The organism is Shinella sp. G-2 (assembly GCF_050172695.1).
GTDB lineage: Bacteria > Pseudomonadota > Alphaproteobacteria > Rhizobiales > Rhizobiaceae > Shinella.
In genome coordinates, this window is record NZ_JBBEYH010000003.1 from 1 (window position 1) to 19,888 (window position 19,888).

The 19,888-nt window shown below is 60.8% G+C and carries 15 protein-coding genes and 1 pseudogene; 6 read left to right on the forward strand and 10 right to left on the reverse strand.

The window, feature by feature from the left end:
• A pseudogene (locus tag V8U06_RS06575) lies at positions 1 to 578 on the reverse strand (UDP-glucose 6-dehydrogenase); the annotation flags it as partial.
• A 170-nt stretch (positions 579 to 748) separates the two neighbouring features.
• Positions 749 to 2,434, reverse strand: a complete 1,686-nt coding sequence (locus V8U06_RS06580) for a caspase family protein (RefSeq protein WP_427139986.1) — start codon at positions 2,432 to 2,434, stop codon at positions 749 to 751.
• Positions 2,435 to 2,557: 123 nt separating this feature from the next.
• Here V8U06_RS06580 and V8U06_RS06585 point away from each other — a divergent pair, with 123 nt between their 5' ends.
• From V8U06_RS06585 to V8U06_RS06605, 5 genes are all read left to right on the forward strand, one after another.
• On the forward strand, positions 2,558 to 2,806 hold the full coding sequence (locus V8U06_RS06585) for a hypothetical protein (protein WP_427139987.1): 249 nt from the start codon (positions 2,558 to 2,560) through the stop codon (positions 2,804 to 2,806).
• A gap of 100 nt (positions 2,807 to 2,906) precedes the next feature.
• Positions 2,907 to 4,628, forward strand: coding sequence for a heparinase II/III domain-containing protein (locus V8U06_RS06590; RefSeq protein ID WP_427139988.1), 1,722 nt, complete (start codon positions 2,907 to 2,909; stop codon positions 4,626 to 4,628).
• Positions 4,629 to 4,665: 37 nt separating this feature from the next.
• Positions 4,666 to 5,103: a hypothetical protein gene (locus tag V8U06_RS06595; RefSeq protein WP_427139989.1), complete on the forward strand. Its 438-nt coding sequence runs from the start codon at positions 4,666 to 4,668 to the stop codon at positions 5,101 to 5,103.
• Entirely contained in the window at positions 5,093 to 7,327 is a 2,235-nt protein-coding gene (locus tag V8U06_RS06600; protein ID WP_427139990.1) for a glycosyltransferase, read from the forward strand. The genes V8U06_RS06595 and V8U06_RS06600 overlap by 11 nt, the downstream gene beginning before the upstream one ends.
• On the forward strand, positions 7,287 to 8,435 hold the full coding sequence (locus V8U06_RS06605) for a hypothetical protein (RefSeq protein WP_427139991.1): 1,149 nt from the start codon (positions 7,287 to 7,289) through the stop codon (positions 8,433 to 8,435). Before V8U06_RS06600 ends, V8U06_RS06605 begins: the two co-directional genes overlap by 41 nt.
• 496 nt (positions 8,436 to 8,931) lie before the next feature.
• On the opposite strand, the gene V8U06_RS06610 is transcribed toward V8U06_RS06605, so the two are convergent.
• The 8 genes from V8U06_RS06610 to V8U06_RS06645 form a co-directional block, all read right to left on the reverse strand.
• A complete protein-coding gene (locus tag V8U06_RS06610; protein WP_427139992.1) occupies positions 8,932 to 9,750 on the reverse strand; it encodes an ABC transporter ATP-binding protein in 819 nt (272 codons plus the stop codon).
• The gene (locus V8U06_RS06615) at positions 9,747 to 10,802 is read right to left on the reverse strand and encodes a FecCD family ABC transporter permease (protein WP_427140362.1); all 1,056 of its coding nucleotides are present in this window, start codon (positions 10,800 to 10,802) and stop codon (positions 9,747 to 9,749) included. Before V8U06_RS06615 ends, V8U06_RS06610 begins: the two co-directional genes overlap by 4 nt.
• Before the next feature lie 2 nt (positions 10,803 to 10,804).
• Positions 10,805 to 11,851 carry a FecCD family ABC transporter permease gene (locus V8U06_RS06620; RefSeq protein ID WP_427139993.1) on the reverse strand — a complete coding sequence of 349 codons (1,047 nt, stop codon included), beginning with the start codon at positions 11,849 to 11,851 and terminating at the stop codon, positions 10,805 to 10,807.
• The gene (locus tag V8U06_RS06625; RefSeq protein ID WP_427139994.1) at positions 11,848 to 12,555 is read right to left on the reverse strand and encodes a siderophore-interacting protein; all 708 of its coding nucleotides are present in this window, start codon (positions 12,553 to 12,555) and stop codon (positions 11,848 to 11,850) included. Before V8U06_RS06625 ends, V8U06_RS06620 begins: the two co-directional genes overlap by 4 nt.
• Positions 12,552 to 13,538, reverse strand: a complete 987-nt coding sequence (locus tag V8U06_RS06630; RefSeq protein ID WP_427139995.1) for an iron-siderophore ABC transporter substrate-binding protein — start codon at positions 13,536 to 13,538, stop codon at positions 12,552 to 12,554. Before V8U06_RS06630 ends, V8U06_RS06625 begins: the two co-directional genes overlap by 4 nt.
• 56 nt (positions 13,539 to 13,594) lie before the next feature.
• The gene (locus V8U06_RS06635; RefSeq protein WP_427139996.1) at positions 13,595 to 16,057 is read right to left on the reverse strand and encodes a TonB-dependent siderophore receptor; all 2,463 of its coding nucleotides are present in this window, start codon (positions 16,055 to 16,057) and stop codon (positions 13,595 to 13,597) included.
• 124 nt (positions 16,058 to 16,181) lie between these two features.
• On the reverse strand, positions 16,182 to 17,180 hold the full coding sequence (locus tag V8U06_RS06640; protein WP_427139997.1) for a FecR family protein: 999 nt from the start codon (positions 17,178 to 17,180) through the stop codon (positions 16,182 to 16,184).
• 78 nt (positions 17,181 to 17,258) lie between these two features.
• On the reverse strand, positions 17,259 to 17,777 hold the full coding sequence (locus V8U06_RS06645) for a sigma-70 family RNA polymerase sigma factor (RefSeq protein ID WP_427139998.1): 519 nt from the start codon (positions 17,775 to 17,777) through the stop codon (positions 17,259 to 17,261).
• Between the two features lie 341 nt (positions 17,778 to 18,118).
• Between V8U06_RS06645 and V8U06_RS06650 the strand changes: the two genes are divergently transcribed.
• Positions 18,119 to 19,843, forward strand: a complete 1,725-nt coding sequence (locus V8U06_RS06650) for an ABC transporter ATP-binding protein (protein ID WP_427139999.1) — start codon at positions 18,119 to 18,121, stop codon at positions 19,841 to 19,843.
• The last annotated feature ends 45 nt before the right edge of the window (positions 19,844 to 19,888 follow it).

Below are 19,888 nucleotides of genomic sequence, written 5' to 3' on the forward strand. Positions count from 1 at the left end.
GCCTCGCCCGAGCCGGTGAAGAGCACCGGTACGTCGTCCTTCACCGCACCCTGTTGAAGCAGCTGGGCGAACTGGCGGGCTTCTGGCGTGTCCGCCCCCATGACGATCCGCGAGGGATGCAGGTTGTCGTAGAGCGCCTTGCCCTCGCGCAGGAATTCCGGGGAAAAGACGATCCGCTCGTCCTTGCGCGCCTCGCGCAGCCAAGCCGTATAGCCGACGGGGATGGTGGACTTGATGACGATCGTGGCCCTGGCATTGACCTGCCGTACGTCCTCGATCACCGCCTCCACGCTGCTCGTGTCGAAGTGGTTGTAATCCGGATCGTAATTGGTCGGCGTCGCCACGATGACGAAGTCGGCTTCCGCGAAAGCCTCCGTCTTGTCCGTCGTCGCTCGCAGATGCAGCGGCTTCGTGCGCAGATAGTCCTCGATCTCCGCATCCGCGATGGGCGAGACGCCGGCGTTCAGCGCCTCGACGCGCTCTTTTGCAATGTCATAGGCAGTCACGTCATTGTGCTGAGCGAGCAGAACAGCATTGGAAAGCCCGACATAGCCGATGCCAGCGACTGCCAATTTCATCCTGAGCAGGCTCCCATTTGTCTCCGCTCTCGGAGTGCCTTCAATCAAAGCCGTTCAGTTGCGACCCATTCAACAAGACCCATACAAACCACGCGCTCAGCGCACCGGGCCGGATTGCGACAGCCACGGGGTTACTTGGCAGCCAAATGCCAATGCCTCCGAAACTGATGTTAGCCAAACCGATGGCTGGTCCAGTCCTCAAGCCGCTGGTCGAGGTCCTGCAACTGCTGTTCGGAAAGGGTCTGTCGGATCTGCCTTAGCTTGTCGAGCGCTTCGTCACGCCCTTCGCGTGAGGCGAGCGTATAGAACATCGCAGCTTCGACTGGGTCAGCTTCCACGCCACTGCCACCGGAGTAGATTTCGCCGAGATTCATATAGGCGGCGACGGCGCCCAACCGTGCCGCACGCAGGAAGAGATCCCTTGCGACGATGTTGTCACGTTCGACACCGACACCCTTCACATAGAGATTGGCGAGATTGACCATGGAGTTACGGTCGCCAAGATTGACACCTTTCTCGAAGTACTCCAGGGCCTTGTCGATGTTTTTCCCAACGCCTTGGCCGTTTAGATAAAGAAGGCCAATCTTGTCGGCAGCCGTGCCCCAGTTCTGCTCGGAGGCTTTCAAAAGCCACTTCATTGCCTGCTTATAATTCTTCTCGACGCCCTGTCCCTGCATGTACATGACGCCGACATTGCTCTGATCCTCCACATGGCCTCGTTCTGCCGCATAGAGGAAAAGCTCAAACGCCTTCTTCTGATCTTTCTCGACGCCGAGCCCCTTCCGGTACAGGTTGCCCATGTTGTGATATCCGGCAAGGCTTCCGGCGCGCATGGCGATTTCGTTCAGGCCGTATGCCTCCTTTCCAAGCCCCGCCTTATCGAGGGCACGGGCAAGCAATGTCTTGAAGCGCACGACATCCGGTTCTTGGTTGACGGCCGCCTCGCATGCTGGGATGGCGACGGAAGGGTCAAGGTTGGCATATTCGACACTCGGTCCGACGCGTTCCGGGTCAGACGGATGCGCAGCAGCAAGATCGCACGGTGTCGCGCGGATGATAGCGCGCTCACCGGGCCGCGGCTGCAGCACGATGTCCGTGACCAAAGAAGAGTTTTCCCACGGAATCTGTCGACCTTGCGTCTGTTCGACGACCTTGACGCGAGCACGCTTGAAAATGGTCTCCAGCGACTGGCCCGGCTCGCGAATGGTTTCTGCGAGCGCAGCTGTATACGGACTATTTTTGCCGTCCCCATCTTGTGCGACGGCACCGGGGGACGTGGAAAACGCGATCAATGTGCCGGCCCGGTTGCTTACGATACGGGCCAGCCCGCGCGACGCCGCCCCGCCAATAGATCGCGTCTTCGCCTGCCCACCCCAAAAAGGATTGTCCCGGCAGGCATCCAGGATGAAGACAAGAGCGCCGGCGGAGGTCGCCTCGAGTTGCTTCACGAGATCATTGGCGGCGATTGACATCCAGGGAAGGTCCTCGGATTCCTTGATCTCCGCATCGACCGGCACGAGGTAGTTCTCGTCGTTGGCCTGCATGCCGTGGCCGGCGAAGTAGACCATTGCGATCGTACCCGGCTCGATGGCGCGCCGGAAATCGACGATCGCCTTGCCCATGTCAGCTTTGCTTCCATTCTTCAGCAAAGTGACCTTGAAACCGACCGCCTCCAGCGACTGAGCCATCAGATCGGCGTCAGCAACTGCGTTTTTGAGGGCGGCAAGATGCGCATATTTCTGATTGCCAATGACCAGCGCTATCTTGTGCGTTTCCTCCGCGTCTTCCGCATGGGCAACGCCGGCGCACATCAGAAGGAAGAAAAGCGCGCTCAGAAAGGTGAAATACTGCCTCATATCCGCCTCAGGAAGGTTTCACGCGTTCCTTGCGCGGCCGTGCAACGTTAATAGTCGCTTCTCAAGCCGCTACGGTGAGGCTTTACACCCCTTTCGGCGGCTTTTACGCAACGGCCTTGCACCATGCGACTTCCCGACTTGCATATTTCCGGTCGGCCGGATGTTGAGGTCTCGCAACCGCTAAGAAGAGCGGCCGAAGAAACGAGCGCGGCAAAAGCGGAAAATTTGGCAAAAAGAAAAGTCTTCATCCTACCACCACAAAAGCGCATGAATGGCATCCGGCAAACAGCGCTGCCGACAAGAAAGCACGAGTATAGTGAGCAGGATGACTTCGCCTGTCAAGCGTATGCAGTGGACTCGGTGTATTTTTGACGCCAAACTTGGGTCGTCTCGACTGGCCCTCTTTTCAAAATGCCAATGTCAATGAGAAACTACCCCGCTACACCCAGTCTCGCAGGCCATGAGGGGGCAAATGCTTTTCGTCGCCGGCGACGGCATCCAGACCCTGCGCCAGCGCGTGGCGCTCAATGCTGATGCCGCGCAGCAGGCAAAAACAATTGTCGCGCAGGCAGAAACGTTGCTGACCGAGGAAGTCATCGTACCGCTTTTCGATGCAACACGACCCATCTTGCTGACGACGGCACGTCGACTTGCAGATCGCGTGCATGTCCTTGGAGTAGCCTGGTTTCTGACCGGGCAACCACGTTTTCGTGTCCGCCTAGCGAAGGAGGCTCTGGCGGCGAGCGACTTCGAGCATTGGAACCGGACGCATTTCCTGGATGTCGCCGAAATGGCCGCGGCTGTCTCACTTGCCTATGAGTGGGCACAGCCAATCCTGTCGGCGGTGGAGAAGGGGCGCATTGAGGCAGCGATCCATCTGCACGCCCTGAAGCCGGGCCTCTCCTCGTTGAGGTCGAAGACCGAATGGACCAGACGCGCCAACAACTGGAACCTGGTATGCTGCGGCGGTCTGGTTCTGGCCGCGCTCGCCCTTTCAAAAAGTTACGCCGCGGAAGCGCAGGAACTGCTCGATCGCGCGATTGATGCAATCAAGCTGGGCCTTGCCAGTTATGGCACCGAAGGCGGCTGGGACGAGGGCGTCAGCTATTGGGAATACGGCACCCGCATCGCAGTTCTTGCGCTCGCCGCCTTGGAAGAGCGCTCCCCGGAGCATATGAAAACGCTCGATATATCCGGTCTTCTGGCCAGCTGGCGCTTCGGGCGCGCCATGACGACACCAGCGGGGCGTAGCGTCAACATCGGCGATAGCGAGTTGAGGACACGCAGACTGCCAGTCTACGGCTGGCTTGTCGCCCATGGTGGCGGAGCAGAAACAGGGCAGTGGCAGAATGAGGCGCCTGGCACGCCACATCCTTTCGATCTCCTATGGCCTGGAACGGGCGCGGGGAAACGTTGGGAAGCACCTGCAACGGAGATTTTCAACGAGGCAGGATACGCAGCGCTTCGTTCCGGGCCGTCGGGTTACCTAGCCGTGAGGGCAGGAAGGAACCGAAGCAATCATGCCCATCTCGACCTCGGCAGCTTCGTGTACGAGAACGATGGCGCGATTTTGGTGGCTGATCCCGGACGCGGCGACTATTCCGCACCCGGATATTTCCGGGAGGGTGAGCGTGAAACTCATCCGAATGTCGGAACTGCCGTACACAGCACCATCCGCTTCGATGGTCGCAACCAGTCACTCGACGCTCAGGCTCGGTTTATCGCATACGACAGCGTCGCCAGCAGTGCCCGGGTTGCCGTCGCCATTGATGACCCAGCCGCGCCTTGCCTGCATTTCAGAGCGTTCGTGCTTGAGGACAGCTGCCTCGCTGTCGTGGATCGAATCGTCCCGCGCCTCGGTGGCTCATGCACGGCATTCTGGACAATGACGACCGCCGCCAACGTCGAATGCCAGCACGATGGAGTCCATCTCATGAGTGAGGCGGGGAACTACGAGCTCTTGTGGGACGGCGAGGGTAATGTGTCCGCCTTCAGCGTGCACGGACCTGTTGCATCGATCGACCACGGAAACGACGTTCTGATGACATTGGAGCGGCAAATTCCCATCGAAGGGGAAAGCTGGATCCTGGCGACTCTTTCTCGGACGGATGCGTACAGTGACCGGAGGAGCCAATCCGTGGCGGAACATTGCCGTAGATGGCTTGCGCAGGTTTCCGATCCCGTGTTGACTTGAGAACGTTCCCGCTGCGATCAAAAAGAAAGCTGCATGCATGGAGCTGTTAAAAAAAATCGCCATATGGACCAAGAGGAGAAAGGCGGAGGACCCGGAGCCAAGCCTTTATCTGTACAAGGATGACACACAAAAACGGCGCGTTATTTTCATAACCTTGCTTGATGTCGGCAGCGAGGGGATCGTCGAGATTATCGAGCGGACATCCCAAAAATTCCAGAACACCTACCGCATCGTCTATGTCACCGACAGTGTCGATTTCCTGGTCTTCCGCGAACGCCACGCCACATTCGAATATATCCCGTCACTTTCCGAACAGAAGGCGCATGCGGGCACGCTGGACTGGCCAGGGTACCTGAAGGCACGCTGGGAGCTTCTGCTGACCAAGTGGCAGCCCGAACAAATTCTCGCATACGGCCTGAATGTCGACCGCTTCATTGCGAATGCTGCGCGTTTGGGGTCGGCCGATGCCCGTTAAAGGTACAGCCTCGCATTTCGATATCATTTTTGTGGCGGATCCACGCTTCGAGGGAGGCACCTCGACCGCGCTTGCTGTGGAAATCAGGGCGGCGGCACGCGCGGGGTTCCGGTGTGCGTTGCTATGTGTGAAGGGACCTATCATTCGGCATACGTTCCCGGTCCACGCTCAGTTGCGCGCGCATCTCGATGAATGGCTAGTGGAGCGCCTCGACCCCGTGCAGCCTGCGACATGCGATCTTGCGCTGGTGCATCATCCCAGCATTCTCGAGAACTATATGACGCCCCGCCCGCGTATCGATGCGTCGCAAGTTATCGTGGTCCTTCACCATCCGGTCTTCGACCGGACGGGCAAGAGGCAGTACGACTTGGGAAGGGTGGCGCGGCATTGCGAGATGGCTTTCGGCCGAGCTGCACGTTTCGCCGCTGTCAGCGACGTCGTGCGCCAAAGCCTGCCTTTGGTGCTGCCGGAGGGGAGCAATCTGCTGGCGGATGACTGGGTCAATCTCATCGATCTCGACGAATGGCCGGCCCGACCTCCATCAGAACTCCGCCGGCCGTTGACGATCGGACGGCACTCGAGGCCGGATATTCAGAAGTGGCCTGATACCCTTCACACCGCAACCCAAGCATACCCGACAGAGGCGCAGGCCTTTTCGGTCCGCGTCCTCGGCGGCGGTGATTACCTCACAGACAAGTACGGTCCACTCCCGGCCAACTGGATCATCCAGCCCTTTTCCTTTGAGGGCGTCCAACAGTTCCTCTCGACCCTCGATTTCTACGTCTACTTCCACAGCAACGCATGGTCAGAAGCCTTTGGCCGCACCATTCTGGAGGCGCTTGCCACCGGACTTGTCTGCATCTTGCCACGTCATTTCGAGCCACTGTTCGGGGAGGCGGCCTTGTATTGTACGCCCCGGGAGGTGCGCGAGCTCATCGAGGCTCTGGCCGCCGATCCGGAGCGCTATCGAGAGCAGGCCGACAAGGCGCGGCGTTTCGCCGAAGACAGGCACAGCGACCGTCTTTATTCCAGCCGGATCGAGGCGTTGCGCGGTCAGATGGAAAAGAACCACGACGAAGTTGCTTTCGTCGCCGCGCCACTTCCCCGCCGCACCTGTCTTTTCGCCTCGTCAAACGGCATCGGCATGGGACATCTCGTGCAGCAAATGGCCATAGCCGACCGCTTGCCACGGTCATTGACGCCCGTGTTCGCGACGATGTCCTACGCAATGAGGATCGCGGTCGGTGCCGGTTACCAGTGCCACCATTTCGGGCATCACGGCGCCTATGGCGCCGATCCGGGACAATGGAATCGAGTTCTTGCCGAAGAGCTCTTCGATCTTGTTTCGCATCTGCGGCCATCGATCTTCGCCTACGATGCAACCGCGCTGTTCGATGGTGTCGTGGACATGTTGGCGACCTTTCCTCAGATGTATTCGATCTGGGTCAGACGACCCATGTGGGCGGAAGAGCACCAGTCTTTTCTGGAACATGCACATCTTTTCGACGCGATCATCGAGCCTGGAGAGCTCGCCGACGATTTTGACCATGGTCCTACCAAGCGGGCTCGCGAACGTGTTCTGGTCGTCCCGCCAGTGCTGCATTTAGGCCCATCCGAACGCCTTGGAAAGATCGCGGCCCGAAGATTTCTAAACCTGCCGGAGGATGCGACGGTGGTTGCGGTCCAACTTGGTTCGGGCGCCAATTTCGACATGCGCGAAGTCCGGCAGACAGTGATCGAGAGCCTATTGGAAACCCCGGATACGATCGTGCTCGAATTCCGGTCCCCCATTGGGGCTTCTTCGGAACCTGCGATCCCGCAACATCCACGACATCGAATCGAAGCGGCCTTTCCCACATTCCGCTATAGTCTCGCCTTCGATGCCGCGGTTTCTGCAGCCGGATACAACGCCTTTCACGAGCATGTCATTGGATGTATTCCCACGCTGTTCGTGCCGAACGAGGCGGAGCAGATGGATCTCCAGGTGCAGAGGGCACGGTGGGCGGAAATCTGCGGTTACGGCTGGCTCATGCGCCGCGACAGGGATTTGCCGCATGCTCGTGCAACGATCGAGAGGCTCCTGGACCCGGCAGAGCGAAGGCGTGTGGCGGAACGCTGCGGTGGCATCCGTTGGCGAAACGGCGCGGAGGAGATCGCTCGCTTCATCGAGGATAATGCCCGACTTGTTCGCTCGGACCGTGACGCGACAAAACCATGGTGCTGATGCCTTGACCGGTCCTGCTGCTGCCGTTCGCCAACAAAATGTCCTTTTCGTCTCGTCGAACGGGATAGGCCTTGGTCATTTGTCACGCCAGCTCGCCGTCGCTCGCCGCCTCGCGGCAGGCCAGACGGCGGTGTTCCATACGCTCTCTTATGCTGCGGGAGAAGTGTCCAGAAGCGGCTACCTCTATTTCGGAACGCAGCACCATCGCGCGACCGGCATGGAGCAGGAAATCTGGAACAAGGCGCTCGGCGAAGACTATTGCGGCCTGATCGAAGCGCTTCGCCCCAAAGCCTTTGTGCATGATGCGACGGTCGTCTTCGGCGGAACCGTGGAGGCGCTGCTACGCAATCCCGACATGGCATCGATCTGGATCCGGCGACCGATGTGGCGCGCGGCCCATGAGCGTTTTCTTCAGCATTCCGGCCTGTTCAAGATGATCATCGAGCCGGGTGAACTTGCCGGCCAGCTTGATGACGGACCAACATCATCGCGGCGTGGCGAGGCCCTTTGCGTGCCCCCGGTTCTTCACACCGATCCATCGGAAAGGCTAAGTCGGCAAGAGGCGCGCCGAGTACTCGGTCTACCCGAAACTGGGATGATCATATGCCTGCAGCTTCCTGAACACACCGATCCCCACATACAAGCCATTCGTGCCGATATTCTTGATCGACTGTTGGCAAAGCCGGACGTGATTGTCGTTGAACTGAAATCTCCGCTTACGGCAGGGAACGGCATGCCAGTAGATCCGCGGGTGCGCGCTTTGCACCTATACCCGGCGTTTCGGTACAGCCTCGCCTGGGACGCCGCCGTGGCTGCCGCAGGTTACAATTCCTTCCATGAAAATGTCCTCGGTGCGGTGCCGACGCTATTTGTGCCGAATGAAGGCGATGAGATGGACCGACAGGAACTGCGGGCGCAATGGGCGGATTGGCAAGGGTGCGGCATCATGCTTCGGCGGCAAGACGCGAAGAACCTCGACGGCCCCGTGGAACGGCTCCTCGACACCAACGAACGAGATCGCATTGCAAGCCGTTGTCATACCATCGGATGGACGAACGGAGCCGCGGCAATCGCCCGTCAAGTCGATGAGCTCGCCCCAGTTCGGTGACCTACCCACAATAGGAGCTGCGACAAGCTGCCGATCACGATTTCAGTAAAACGTTACGGCACCCCCCGCCTTCGCTGCTCGCTGCTAGGCTCAGGGCTCGTTGATCAGGGCCAGAAGATAGTGGTTGCAGCGAGAGCGGTGCTGGAGAGGAAGGTTGTTAGGCTCGCGGGTAGGAACTCTTATCAACTGTATGTTCAACACCTCTCGGACTTCGTTGTGGCCATCCTCGGCTGCAAGCGGCTCAAGGGCGCATAAAGTCTCGTAATTCAGTTGTCGTTCGCCGCGGCGTTGTGAGATCTGATCGTATGATCACGTGGGGCGAACCGACGCGTCTGAAACGGGCAGGGGGCATTGGCGACTTCCACAGGAGTGTCAATGATCACACGCAAGACCGAACCCGTAGTTCCGCAGACCGGCTCGATCTCGCCATTCCACCGACCGGGAAATCTGCAGGGTGTTGAGGCTCATATCCTCTCAACACCACGCTGGCGTCCCGTCATTTTTGTTTTCTCGGCACGATCATTGGTGTTCCAGAAATAGGATCATCAATGACGATGCAAGCCAGGCCAAAGACGGTTTGCACAAGCCGTTCGGTCACGATGTCCTTTGGTCTGCCTTCGGCAACGATGCTGCCGTTCTTCATGGCAATGAGATTGGAGGCATAGCGGCAGGCCTGGTTGAGATCGTGCAGGACCGCTACGATCGTTCGGCCGCTGGCATTGAGATCGGCGAGAAGCTCCAGCATCTCGATCTGGTGAGCAATGTCGAGAAACGTGGTGGGTTCATCGAGCAGCAGGAGTGGCGTCTCCTGGGCAAGCACCATCGCGATCCATGCCCGCTGGCGTTGGCCGCCTGAAAGTTCGGATACGAGGCGGGCGGACAGGTCCGTAACGTTGGCCGCCTCCATTGCCGCGCTGACGGCGGCCTCGTCTGGTTTCGACCATTGCTTGAGAAACGATTGATGCGGATAGCGTCCCCGCGCGACGAGATCGGCAACGGTGATGCCGTCAGGGGCATTCGCGCCCTGCGGCAACAGACCGAGCCGCCGGGCGACGTCTTTCGCCCGCCGCTCCGCGATGGCCTCGTCGTCCAGGACGATCGTGCCGGCCGAAGGCCTGATCAGCCGCGCCAACGCCTTCAGCAGTGTGGATTTGCCGCAGGCATTCGGCCCGACGATCACGGTGAAGGAACCATCGGGAATGGCAACCGAGAGGTTCTGCGAGATCGTGCGATCGTCATAGCGCAATGTCAGATCGCAGCCATGGAGACGGTCGGCGCCGGTTTTGGGTCGTTTTCCCGTGTCGTTGCCGGTCATCGGCGGCCCTCCCTTACGATGAGCCAGAGGAAATAGAGGCCGCCGATGCTGACGGTCATGATGCCGACCGGCAGCTGTGTAGCGAAGGCGTGCTGGGCCGCCCAGTCGGCACAAAGCAGAAGCAGGCTCCCGGTGAGGGCTGCAGGCATGAGCGCCACACCGGCCGAGCGGGTCAGACGGCGCGCGATCTGTGGCGCGGCCAGGGCGATGAAGGTGATGGGACCGGCCGAAGCCGTGGTGGTTGCCGTCAGGGCGACACCAAGCGCCATGAGGCAAAGGCGGACACGGTTTGCGGGAACGCCGCTTGCACGTGCCACGTCGTCGCCCATCTCCAACTGGCGCATCGGGCGCGACAGCAGCAATGCCGGCGGAACGATCAGGCAGAGAAGGACGGCGACGGGCAGGAGCTGTTCTGTGCCGAGACCGTTGAGGGAGCCGGCACTCCATGTGACCGCGCTCATGGCCACCTGCAAATCCGCCTTGCGGATCATCCAGGCATTGAACGCGCCGAGCATGGCGGAAATCCCGATGCCGACGATGATCAACCGGAAGCCCTGCACGCCGCGACGCCATGCCAGGAGATAGACGGTGAATGCCGTAAGGATGCCTCCGGCCAAAGCCCCCGCGGCCGTCTCGTAATAGCCGCCGGAAAAGACGAGGATGACGACAAGCGCTCCGCTATGGGAGCCTGCCGTAAAGCCGATAATGTCGGGCGAGCCCAGCGGATTGCGGGTCAGTGACTGGAAGATCGCCCCGCTCATGCCCAGTGCCCCACCCAGGAGCAAAGCAAGAGCCACGCGTGGCAGACGCCATTCCGTGACGATCATCAGGGCCATGGCCTCGCCGTGACCGAGAAGCGCGCCGACCAGATCGGCGACGGACAGGGGATAGCTACCCGTGGCGAGCGACGCGGCGCCGATCGCGATACACAGGATCAGGAGAGCGAAACCGACGGCAAGCGTGCGGCGGCTGACACGACAGGACAGCCGGCCATTAGAGAAACGGACGACCAGGTGCTGGGGGCGACTGTCGGTTTGCGGGCGCCGCGTCATCGTCACAGGCCACTCGCCTTGCTGCGTCGGGCCATAAGGATCAGAACGGGGGCACCGAGGAAGGCGGTGACGATGCCTGCTTCGATCTCGGCGGAGGGGAGTACCAGCCTGCCGACGATGTCGGCTGCCAAAAGCAGGACCGGAGAAAACACCATGGTCAGCAGGATGATCCAGCGTTGATCGGGGCCGGCAAGCCAGCGTACGGCGTGCGGCACCATCAGGCCGATGAAGCCGATCGGCCCCGCCGCCGCCGTGGCCGCGCCGGCCAGCAACGTGACGGAGACCACCACGAGGATGCGGGTCTTCAATATGTCGGCGCCGAGGGATCGAGCGAAATCCTCTCCCAGCGCCAGTGCATTCAGTGGGCGCGCCACGACGAGGGCCACGACGAGCCCCGTCGCTATGAAGGGCGTAATGGCTGAGACCGCATGCATGTCCCGTCCTGAAACCGAGCCGACGGACCATTGGCGCATCGCCTCGAAAGCCTGTGGATCGAGAAGCGTCACGGCCGAGCCGATGCCGCCGAGCACGGCGGAAAGGGCGACGCCGGAGAGCACGAGCTGCACGGGTGTCGCCCCGTCGCGCCCGGCCGCACCTATCGCATAGACGAGAAGCGTCACCACGATGGCCCCGGCAAGGGCCGCCCAGAGATAGGCGTCGATCGATTGCCAGCCGAGGACGCCCACTGCCAGCGTGACGAAGAATGCGGCACCCGAATTGACGCCGAGGAGCCCCGGATCGGCCAGCGGATTGCGCATCGCCGCCTGGATCAATGCCCCGGAGACGCCGAACGCGGCGCCGCAGAGCACGGCCAGCGTCAGTCTTGGAAGACGGTAATCCCACGCGATGATATGGTCGCGAAGGGTCGGGTCATAGGAGAGGAAGGCTTCGATGGCCGTGAGCGGGTGGATGGCGCGAACCCCGAGGACAAGGCTGCCAAGCCCAAGGCCGATCAGCAGAAGAAGGCCAAGGGCGGCTATCATCAAACGGCCGATGTCGTTGCGCGGCACGACATGTCCGTCTGCCAGGGAGGCCTGCGGCGACCTCATCCGCGCACCTGTCCGGCAATCCAGTAGCCGATAGCGGTAATCCGCTGTTTGGGGATGTCCATGCTCTCCCGAAAATGCCGCCGACTGGCCGCTGCTTGCGTCGCCTCGCCCGCGATCCAGATGTAACCGGATCCTGGCGGCAGGCTGATAGATGCCGCGATGTCGGCGAGCTGTGTCGGCGGTGCCTGCTGGTCGGATTTTTCGTGCCAGGTCAGGGAAACATGGGCCGGCAGCGCGAGCGCCTGTCGATCATCGACATGGGGGATCTCGACATGCACGGCGATGGGGTTTTCCGCGCTCTCCTCTTCGACAATGCGCATTGCGGCGGGCAGGCCTGTCAGGTCGCAAAGGAGGACAATCCAGTCCCGTTCTGCCGGCGGATGATAGCGGGCGCGAGGCTGATAGAAGCGGATCGCGTCGCCGGGTTTTGCCTGCCGTGCCCAGTCGGTCCCGATGCCATCCGTGTGCAGGACGAAATCGACGAGAAGTTCGTGCCTCCGCGAATCCCAGCGACGGATCGTGTAGTAGCGTCCTTTCTCTTCCGCATCCGCGGCCGTGGGAAAGGAAAGCCAGATGAACTCGTCCGGCACGGACGTCGTTTCGAAGGATGCGAGATTGCCCTTGCCGAGCGTCAGGCGTTGCATCGAGCGGCCCAACCGCTCGCTCGACAGGACGACGGCCTCGTAGGGCGGCGTGGATATCATGGTGTTTTCTCCACATGGCGCGCGGCCTCGGCAAGGTGCGCCAGAAAATCGGGCAGGCCGTAAGGGATGGACCGGATGCTGAGCGCCGACGTCGCCCAAATGGCAATCGGATCGTCGAGCGCCACATAGGCGCCCCGTGCCACGGGGCCGAAGCGGCGGAACAAGGGGTCTCTTTCCGCCTCGGCGCGAGCGCCCGGCTGGTACCAGACGATCAGGATATCCGCGTCGAGACTGTCGATCGCTTCGAAGCTGATGGCCGTTGCCCGCTGGCCTGGATTTTGACGGGCGAGGGCCTTGACGCTGTCAGGCATGACGAGGCCAAGTTCCAGCAGGGCTGCGACACGTGGATCCCCGTCGAAATAGATTCCGAGCGATTTGTCCGCGCGGAAAATGGCGCCGAAGATGAAGGTCTTGCCCTTCAGTTCGGGATGCTCGGCGGCCATCCGCTGCAATGCTGTTTCCGTTTTGCCAATGAGAGCCTGCGCCTTCGCACGTTCTCCCAGCGCTTCACCGGTAAGGCGCGTTTGCTCCCGCCAGTCGGCTTTCCATGGGCCGGAACGATAGACGACGGTCGGAGCGATGGACGAGAGGCGTTTCCATTGAAGCATGCCGATCCCCGTGCGGACCGCGAGAATGAGGTCGGGTCTGAGAGCTGCGACGGCTTCGAAATCAAGCTGGCTGTCGTCAAGCAGGACGGGGCGTGGCGCCTGCAGGAGTTCCGGGTTCCAGGGAGGTACACCTTCCTCGAACAATCCATATCGTGCAATGCCGACGGGGCGTCGGCCGAGGCTAAGCACGATGTCGTCGCCATTCCAGCCGAGCGTGACGATGCGCCTGGGTGATTGCTCGATCCGCGTGGTGCCAAGGGCATGTTGCACGTCGACGGGGAAAGCATCGCTTGACGCGGCAGGGTGCGCGAAAGCCACCAGCGCGAAAAGGAAAGCGCGGACTGCACAGCGGAGGAGGGCGAGAACACAATACATCGTTAATCGAACCGTCGCGGCGACGGGCCGGCACTACCGGCCCGCCGCGCGCGCCCTTAGAACTTGTAGCTCAGCGAGAACGAGGCGTTGAACGGTTCGCCGTAGAAGTTGCTGTAGACGTTCGTGCTCGAATAGTACTTCTTGTCGAAGAGGTTGCGGATGTTCAGCACCGCCGATGTCTTCTCGTTGAAGTCGTATTTTGCCATCAGGTCGACGATGAAGAAGCTCTCCTGAATCGAATAGATGGGCTTGGCGAAATTGCCACGGGCGACGAAGCTGCTTTCGCTCTCCCAACGCACGCCGCCGCCGATGGTCAATTTGTCCCAATCGCCTGGCATTCGGTAGGTCGTGAAAAGCTTGGCGGTATGCCGGGGCAGGCCGACATTGAGATTGAAGCCGTCGGGAAGATGCGGGCTGACATAGGCGTAACTGGCCTGGACCTGCCAATCTGGAAGAATTTCGCCCGAGAGGTCGAACTCCACCCCGCGGATGCGCGCGCCGTCGGCCGCCACGTAGGCGTTATCGCCGTTCGGAGCCATGTTGTTGCCATCGAGAACCGCGTAGTTGTTCTGCTTGCTTTGGAAGAGCGAGATTCCGGCGTTCAGGCGATCGTCGAAGAACGCACCTTTGACGCCGACCTCATAGGTATTGCCGGTCACCGGATCGAGCACGGAACCCGTGACGGTCTGGTTCTGTTGCGGCTGGAAGATGCTTGTGTAGCTCGCGTAGACAGAGAGGTTGTCGGTCAGATCGTAGACAACGCCGGCATAGGGAACGATCTTGCCTTTTTCCGACATGTTGTCGGGGTAGGGTCCCCAGGCGATATAGTCGTAGGATGCCTTCTGATCGAACCAGGTCAAGCGGGAACCGAGGATGAGGGAAAGCTCATCCGTTGGCTTGAGACGTGCCGCGCCATAGATCGAGGCCTGACGCTCAAGGAAGCGGCGATCGCCCGTCGAAACCCAGTCCGGCTCCGGCTTGTCGCCGTTCCAGTCGAAGATATCGGGGACCGTGGGATCGTATCCGGGAACGAACCATAGCGGATACATCGTATAGTCGGCCCGGGTGCGGGAGGCGTTGAACCCGAAGACGAGGTCGTGTTCACGGCCCATCAGCTCAAAGGGGCCCGAAATGTTGGCATCTACCGCAAGCTGGGTCTTGGGGATCGGCCATTTGGCAAGCCAGAGCGATGTGCCTGCCCCAGTCACCGGATCTGCCAGGCCGTTGTCGGAGAACCAGCCATAGGTGCGATCGTTGTTGTCGGAGGTCCGGGAAACGGTAATGGATCCCTTCCAGTCGTTTTCGAACTCGTGGTCGAGCGTCGCCGAAATGTTGGTGCGGGTGCGGGTCTGGCGGCTCCAGTTGGTGGCGGAGTTGAACGAGACGGGGAAGTTCGTCGGCGATCCGTCAGCAAAGACACCGGGGAAGCCGAAATAGGAGCAGGCGGTGCAATGCTTGCGCTGGTACTCGCCGCTCAGCGTCATCATCGTGTTGTCGGAAAGATCCATTTCGACGACGCCATACAGCAGCCGGGAATCCTCCTCGAGCCGGTCAATGTAGGAGCGGCTGTCCTGCAAGGCACCAACCAGGCGCGCACGAACGCTGCCATCGGCATTGACCGGTCCGCCGACGTCGACCTCCGTGCGCTTCATGTTCCAGGAGCCGACGGTGCCGTTGATTTCGGACTGGAACGTGTCCGTCGGTTTCTTGCGGTAGAGATTGACGGAGGCCGCCGGATTGCCAGCTCCGCTCATCAGACCCGTCGAACCGCGCACGATCTCGATGCGGTCATAGAGCGCCGTGTCGAGGCTCAGCGCCTTGAAGTCCTTGTGCATGTTGACGCCGTCAACCTGCATGTTGGTGATTTCCATGCTGCGCGCGAAGAGACCCTTCTCGTTGTCGTCGGCCGTCGCCTTTTTCTTGAAGATCACGCCGGGCGCGTTGACCATGGCGTCTTCAACCGAGGTGATGCGCTGGTCGCTTAGGCGCTGGCGCGAGACGACGGCAACCGCCTGAGGTGTCTCGCGGATCGACAGGCCGAGCCCGGTCGCCGTTGCCATCTGCGAGGTCGTGTAGGAGCCGGTACCCTCGGTCGTCCCCTCGCGGCCCGTCACGACGATCGGGTCGAGGCTTGTGCCGCCAGCGGCGGCGGCCCCGTCGCCGCCGGCGCTCGACGGGTCGAAGATCGTCACCGTGTCATTGGCGGTAAAGCGATAGGTCAGCCCGCTGCCGGTGAGAAGCTGCTGGAGGGCGCCTGTGCGTGTATAGGGGCCGCTGATGCCGCTTGCCGATTTCCCAGCGGTCAGCCGCGCCGGATAGGCGATCTTGAGACCGGATGCGCGCGCAAAAGCGGCAAGAGCGCCAGCCAGAGGCTGCGTCGGAATATGGTAGCTGACCGGCTGGAGCCGCGCGCCCTTGTCTTCCTGTGCGCTGGCAGCGGTTGCCGAAACGAGCGGCGCTATGGCCACCGATGCCGCAAGTGCCATCGAAAGCCACGCGGTCTGCCTGTAAATTCTCACTTTTGACCCCCTGTCAGATGCAGCGAGGGACGGTGCCTGGCGGCGGTTGTTTGCCCCTCACTGGCTTAGACAGAGAAGATGAGAGAAATCCTCAACAATTTTCACGCTGAATTTTGGTAATATTTTAACGCATTGAAATAACTGTAAGATAATTCGACATCCGGCGTATCCGGATGGGCAGGCCGCCGGCCAGCGCATCAAGAGAGCGGCCGGGATCGGTCAAATCCAGAACAGCATTGACCTCAAGCGATTTCAACGCTCCGTCGCTGATCAGGATCATGCCGGGATACCAGGCGGAAAGTGCATGGACGACCTCCTGCAGCGGCTTGGCTTCGGCGACATAGACACCGTCCCGCCAAGCGGCCACGACGTCGCGGCTCTGTTTTTGGACGGCGCCGAACATCCCTGCGGGATCGATGACGATGCTCTCGCCTTCCGCAACATCGATCGGTTGTCCGTAGATGCCGGAGCGGTTGGATATGGCCTTGACGCGTACGGCATGCTGCGTGACGGCAACCTCGGTTCCCTTGCCCGGGAGGTCGCGCGCAATATCGAAGGCTGTGCCGAGGGCGGTAACGGAGACATTGTCGATCACGACTTCGAACGGGCGCGCAGCATCGGGCGCCACTTCGAAATAGGCCTGCCCTTCCAGCAAGAGAACACGGCGCTGGCCGGCGGTGAAGGCGATGTCGATCGCCGAGCGCGCGTTGAGACTGACTTTCGAGCCATCGGCAAGCGTGATGGAGCGCGCGCGTGCCGTATCGGACGTGTAGTCGGCCGTCAGGCGAAGGAGTGTGCCGTTGCCCCAAAGCACGCCGCCCGTCGCACCGAGCGCGCCAAGACAGAGCACGCCACCGAGAAGACCGCGCCTGGACAGACCCGGTGCCGGGCGGCCGGGTGCAATCAGGCCGTTTCGGCCGTCGACATGCAGACCGGACATATCGGCCCAGAGCGCTTCGGCCTCCAAGGCCGCCCGTTCGTGCAAGATGTTTTCCGCCCGCCACGCAGCATAGGCTTGCCGTTCCGTAACGCCGGCTGTTCCCGAATGCAGGCGCACAACCCAGCGCAGCGCCTCCTCGGCGAGCGCATCCGATAGGGATGTCGACGGTTCATTGGCATTCATCGCGGTTTCGCCTGGAATGGTTCAGCTAAAGATATAGACCGTGCCTACGAGAGGAATCCGCAAGGCAGCCGGCAGATTTCAGGACTGGTCATTGGTGAGCATCAGGCTGCGGCAGTGAAGCAGGGCGCGGACCATGTGCTTTTCGACCATGCTGACCGAGATGCCGAGGCGCTTGGCGATCTCCGGATGAGAATAGCCCTCCAGCTTGTTCATGATGAAGGCCTCGCGGCACGCCTGCGGCAATTCATTGAGATAGACCGCAATCCGGGCAAGCTGGCGGCGGTGCTCATAGGTGACGACAGTGGCATCGGCGAGGTCGGCGTCCGTCAGGGTCTCGAAGTCGACCCGACGAGACCATTCCCGCTGTCGGCGAAGCGTGAAGTCGATTGCGGCATTGCGGGTGGCTGCAAAGAGATACGTCTTGGGATGCTCGATGGGCGCCGCATTCTCCCGGGCGGACATCCGCAGCCAGGCATTCTGCACGACCTCTTCACCACCATCCCTGTCTCCCACGAGACGGGCGGCGAACTGGACGGCATCGCGATTGTGACGCCGAAAGAGATCCGCGAGCCAGAGATTGAATGCACGTACCATCATTTCGCTCAGAGCCGCGCCGTCGATGTGCGCTCCATCCGCAGCAGGGGCGCTGCTCGCGCACAGAATAAAACTTTCGGAGAAAAATCAAGTTTATTCGCCTGAAATGTCGAAGTCTCATCGGGCACGCACTTTTCGTCAAAGGTGCTGAGGTCGTCAGCCCGCCTCGAGTAAATTCTTAACTTGACAAACCTAGTCATCATTTTATGGGTGCGCTCACTCAGCGGCGCGGAGGACAAGACGTTTCCGTCTTTCTTGCGTCTAGAAAAATGGAACGAAGACGGGGCAAGCAATGTCGTTTTTCGTCTCAACAGATAGCCCTGTTCCTGAAGGTTGCCTCCCTGATGCTTAATGTCGTGAAGCGTTTTGCCGCCTATTATCGTCCGCATCGCGGTCTGTTCGCGCTGGATTTTTCTTCCGCGGTCGTGGCGGGGCTTCTGGAACTTGCGTTCCCGGTTGCTGTGACGCTGTTCATCGACCGCCTGTTGCCGACGGGCCAGCTCGACCTGATCGCGCTTGCCGCCGTTGGCCTGCTTCTCATCTACCTCGTCAATGCCGCGCTCCAGGCCATCGTTACCTATTGGGGGCACATGCTCGGCGTGCGCATGGAGGCCGAGATGCGCCGCAAGGCCTTCGACCACCTGCAAAAACTCTCCTTCGGCTTCTTCGACAACCAGAAGACCGGCCACCTTGTGGCAAGACTTACCAAGGATCTCGAGGAGATCGGCGAGGTCGCCCACCATGGGCCGGAGGATCTGTTCATCGCCATCATGACGCTGATCGGCGCCTTCCTCCTGATGCTCTGGGTGCATGTGCCGCTGGCGCTGATCACCGCCGTCATCGTGCCGTTGACGGCATGGGTGACCACTCACTACGGCGCGCGCATGACCTCTACCTGGCACGCGCTCTATAGCCGCGTCGGAGATTTCAACGCCCGTATTGAGGAAAATGTCGGCGGCATCCGTGTCGTCCAGGCCTTCGCCAACGAAGACCACGAGCGCAAGCTTTTCGCCGAGAGCAACAGCAACTACCTCACGACCAAGATGCAGGCCTACAAGGTGATGGCGGCATCTGCGTCGCTGTCCTATCTATCCATGCGCTTCGTGCAGGTCGTGGTAATGCTGGCGGGCGCGTGGTTCGTCGTGCGTGGCGAGCTGTCGGCCGGCGGCTTCGTCGGTTTCCTGCTGCTCGTCAATGTCTTTTTCCGGCCGATCGACAAGATCAACTCGATCATCGAGACCTATCCGAAAGGCATTGCCGGCTTCACGCGCTATACGCAGTTCCTTGATACAGAGCCGGATATCCGAGACCGTACGAATGCGAAGGACGTATCGCGCCTCGCCGGCGATATCGAATACCGCGGCGTCAGCTTCGGCTATAGCGCGGACAAGGCGGTGTTCGAAGGACTGGACGTCTCGATCAAGGCAGGGGAGACGATCGCCTTCGTCGGTCCCTCGGGCGCAGGCAAGACGACGATCTGCTCGCTTCTGCCGCGTTTCTATGAGATCGCCTCGGGCCGGATCGCCATCGACGGCGTCGACATCAGGGACATGACCCTACGGTCGCTGCGTTCAAACATCGGCATTGTGCAGCAGGATGTCTTCCTTTTCGCCGGGACGATCCGTGAGAACATCGCTTATGGCCGTCTCGATGCGACGGAGGCCGAGATTCGCGACGCGGCGCGGCGCGCGCGCCTTGATGATGTAATCGCGAACCTGCCCGATGGCCTCGACACGGTCATCGGTGAGCGTGGGGTGAAGCTTTCGGGTGGCCAGAAGCAGCGCCTCGCCATTGCCCGTATCTTTCTGAAGAATCCTCCGATCCTGATACTCGACGAGGCGACCTCGGCACTGGACACGGAAACGGAGCGGGCAATCCAGCAGTCGCTGGCCGAGCTTTCGGCCGGGCGCACGACGCTGATTATCGCCCACCGTCTCGCCACCATCGCCAATGCAGACAGGATCCTCGTCGTCGATCAGGGCTGCATCGTCGAGAGCGGAAATCATGCCGATCTCATCGCCCGCAAGAACGGCCGCTATCGGGGTCTCCACCTGCAGGCGGCAGGTTAAGACCCTCTCTCCTTGCCCGGAGAGAGGCGAACCAGTCAACGGGCA

Bases quoted from the DNA above. Each gene is read 5' to 3' on its own strand.
- V8U06_RS06580 (WP_427139986.1), bottom strand. From the start codon at position 2,434: ATGAGGCAGTATTTCACCTTTCTGAGCGCGCTTTTCTTCCTTCTGATG.
- V8U06_RS06585 (WP_427139987.1), top strand. From the start codon at position 2,558: ATGCGACTTCCCGACTTGCATATTTCCGGTCGGCCGGATGTTGAGGTC.
- V8U06_RS06590 (WP_427139988.1), top strand. From the start codon at position 2,907: ATGCTTTTCGTCGCCGGCGACGGCATCCAGACCCTGCGCCAGCGCGTG.
- V8U06_RS06595 (WP_427139989.1), top strand. From the start codon at position 4,666: ATGGAGCTGTTAAAAAAAATCGCCATATGGACCAAGAGGAGAAAGGCG.
- V8U06_RS06600 (WP_427139990.1), top strand. From the start codon at position 5,093: ATGCCCGTTAAAGGTACAGCCTCGCATTTCGATATCATTTTTGTGGCG.
- V8U06_RS06610 (WP_427139992.1), bottom strand. From the start codon at position 9,750: ATGACCGGCAACGACACGGGAAAACGACCCAAAACCGGCGCCGACCGT.
- V8U06_RS06615 (WP_427140362.1), bottom strand. From the start codon at position 10,802: ATGACGCGGCGCCCGCAAACCGACAGTCGCCCCCAGCACCTGGTCGTC.
- V8U06_RS06620 (WP_427139993.1), bottom strand. From the start codon at position 11,851: ATGAGGTCGCCGCAGGCCTCCCTGGCAGACGGACATGTCGTGCCGCGC.
- V8U06_RS06625 (WP_427139994.1), bottom strand. From the start codon at position 12,555: ATGATATCCACGCCGCCCTACGAGGCCGTCGTCCTGTCGAGCGAGCGG.
- V8U06_RS06630 (WP_427139995.1), bottom strand. From the start codon at position 13,538: ATGTATTGTGTTCTCGCCCTCCTCCGCTGTGCAGTCCGCGCTTTCCTT.
- V8U06_RS06640 (WP_427139997.1), bottom strand. From the start codon at position 17,180: ATGAATGCCAATGAACCGTCGACATCCCTATCGGATGCGCTCGCCGAG.
- V8U06_RS06645 (WP_427139998.1), bottom strand. From the start codon at position 17,777: ATGATGGTACGTGCATTCAATCTCTGGCTCGCGGATCTCTTTCGGCGT.
- V8U06_RS06650 (WP_427139999.1), top strand. From the start codon at position 18,119: ATGCTTAATGTCGTGAAGCGTTTTGCCGCCTATTATCGTCCGCATCGC.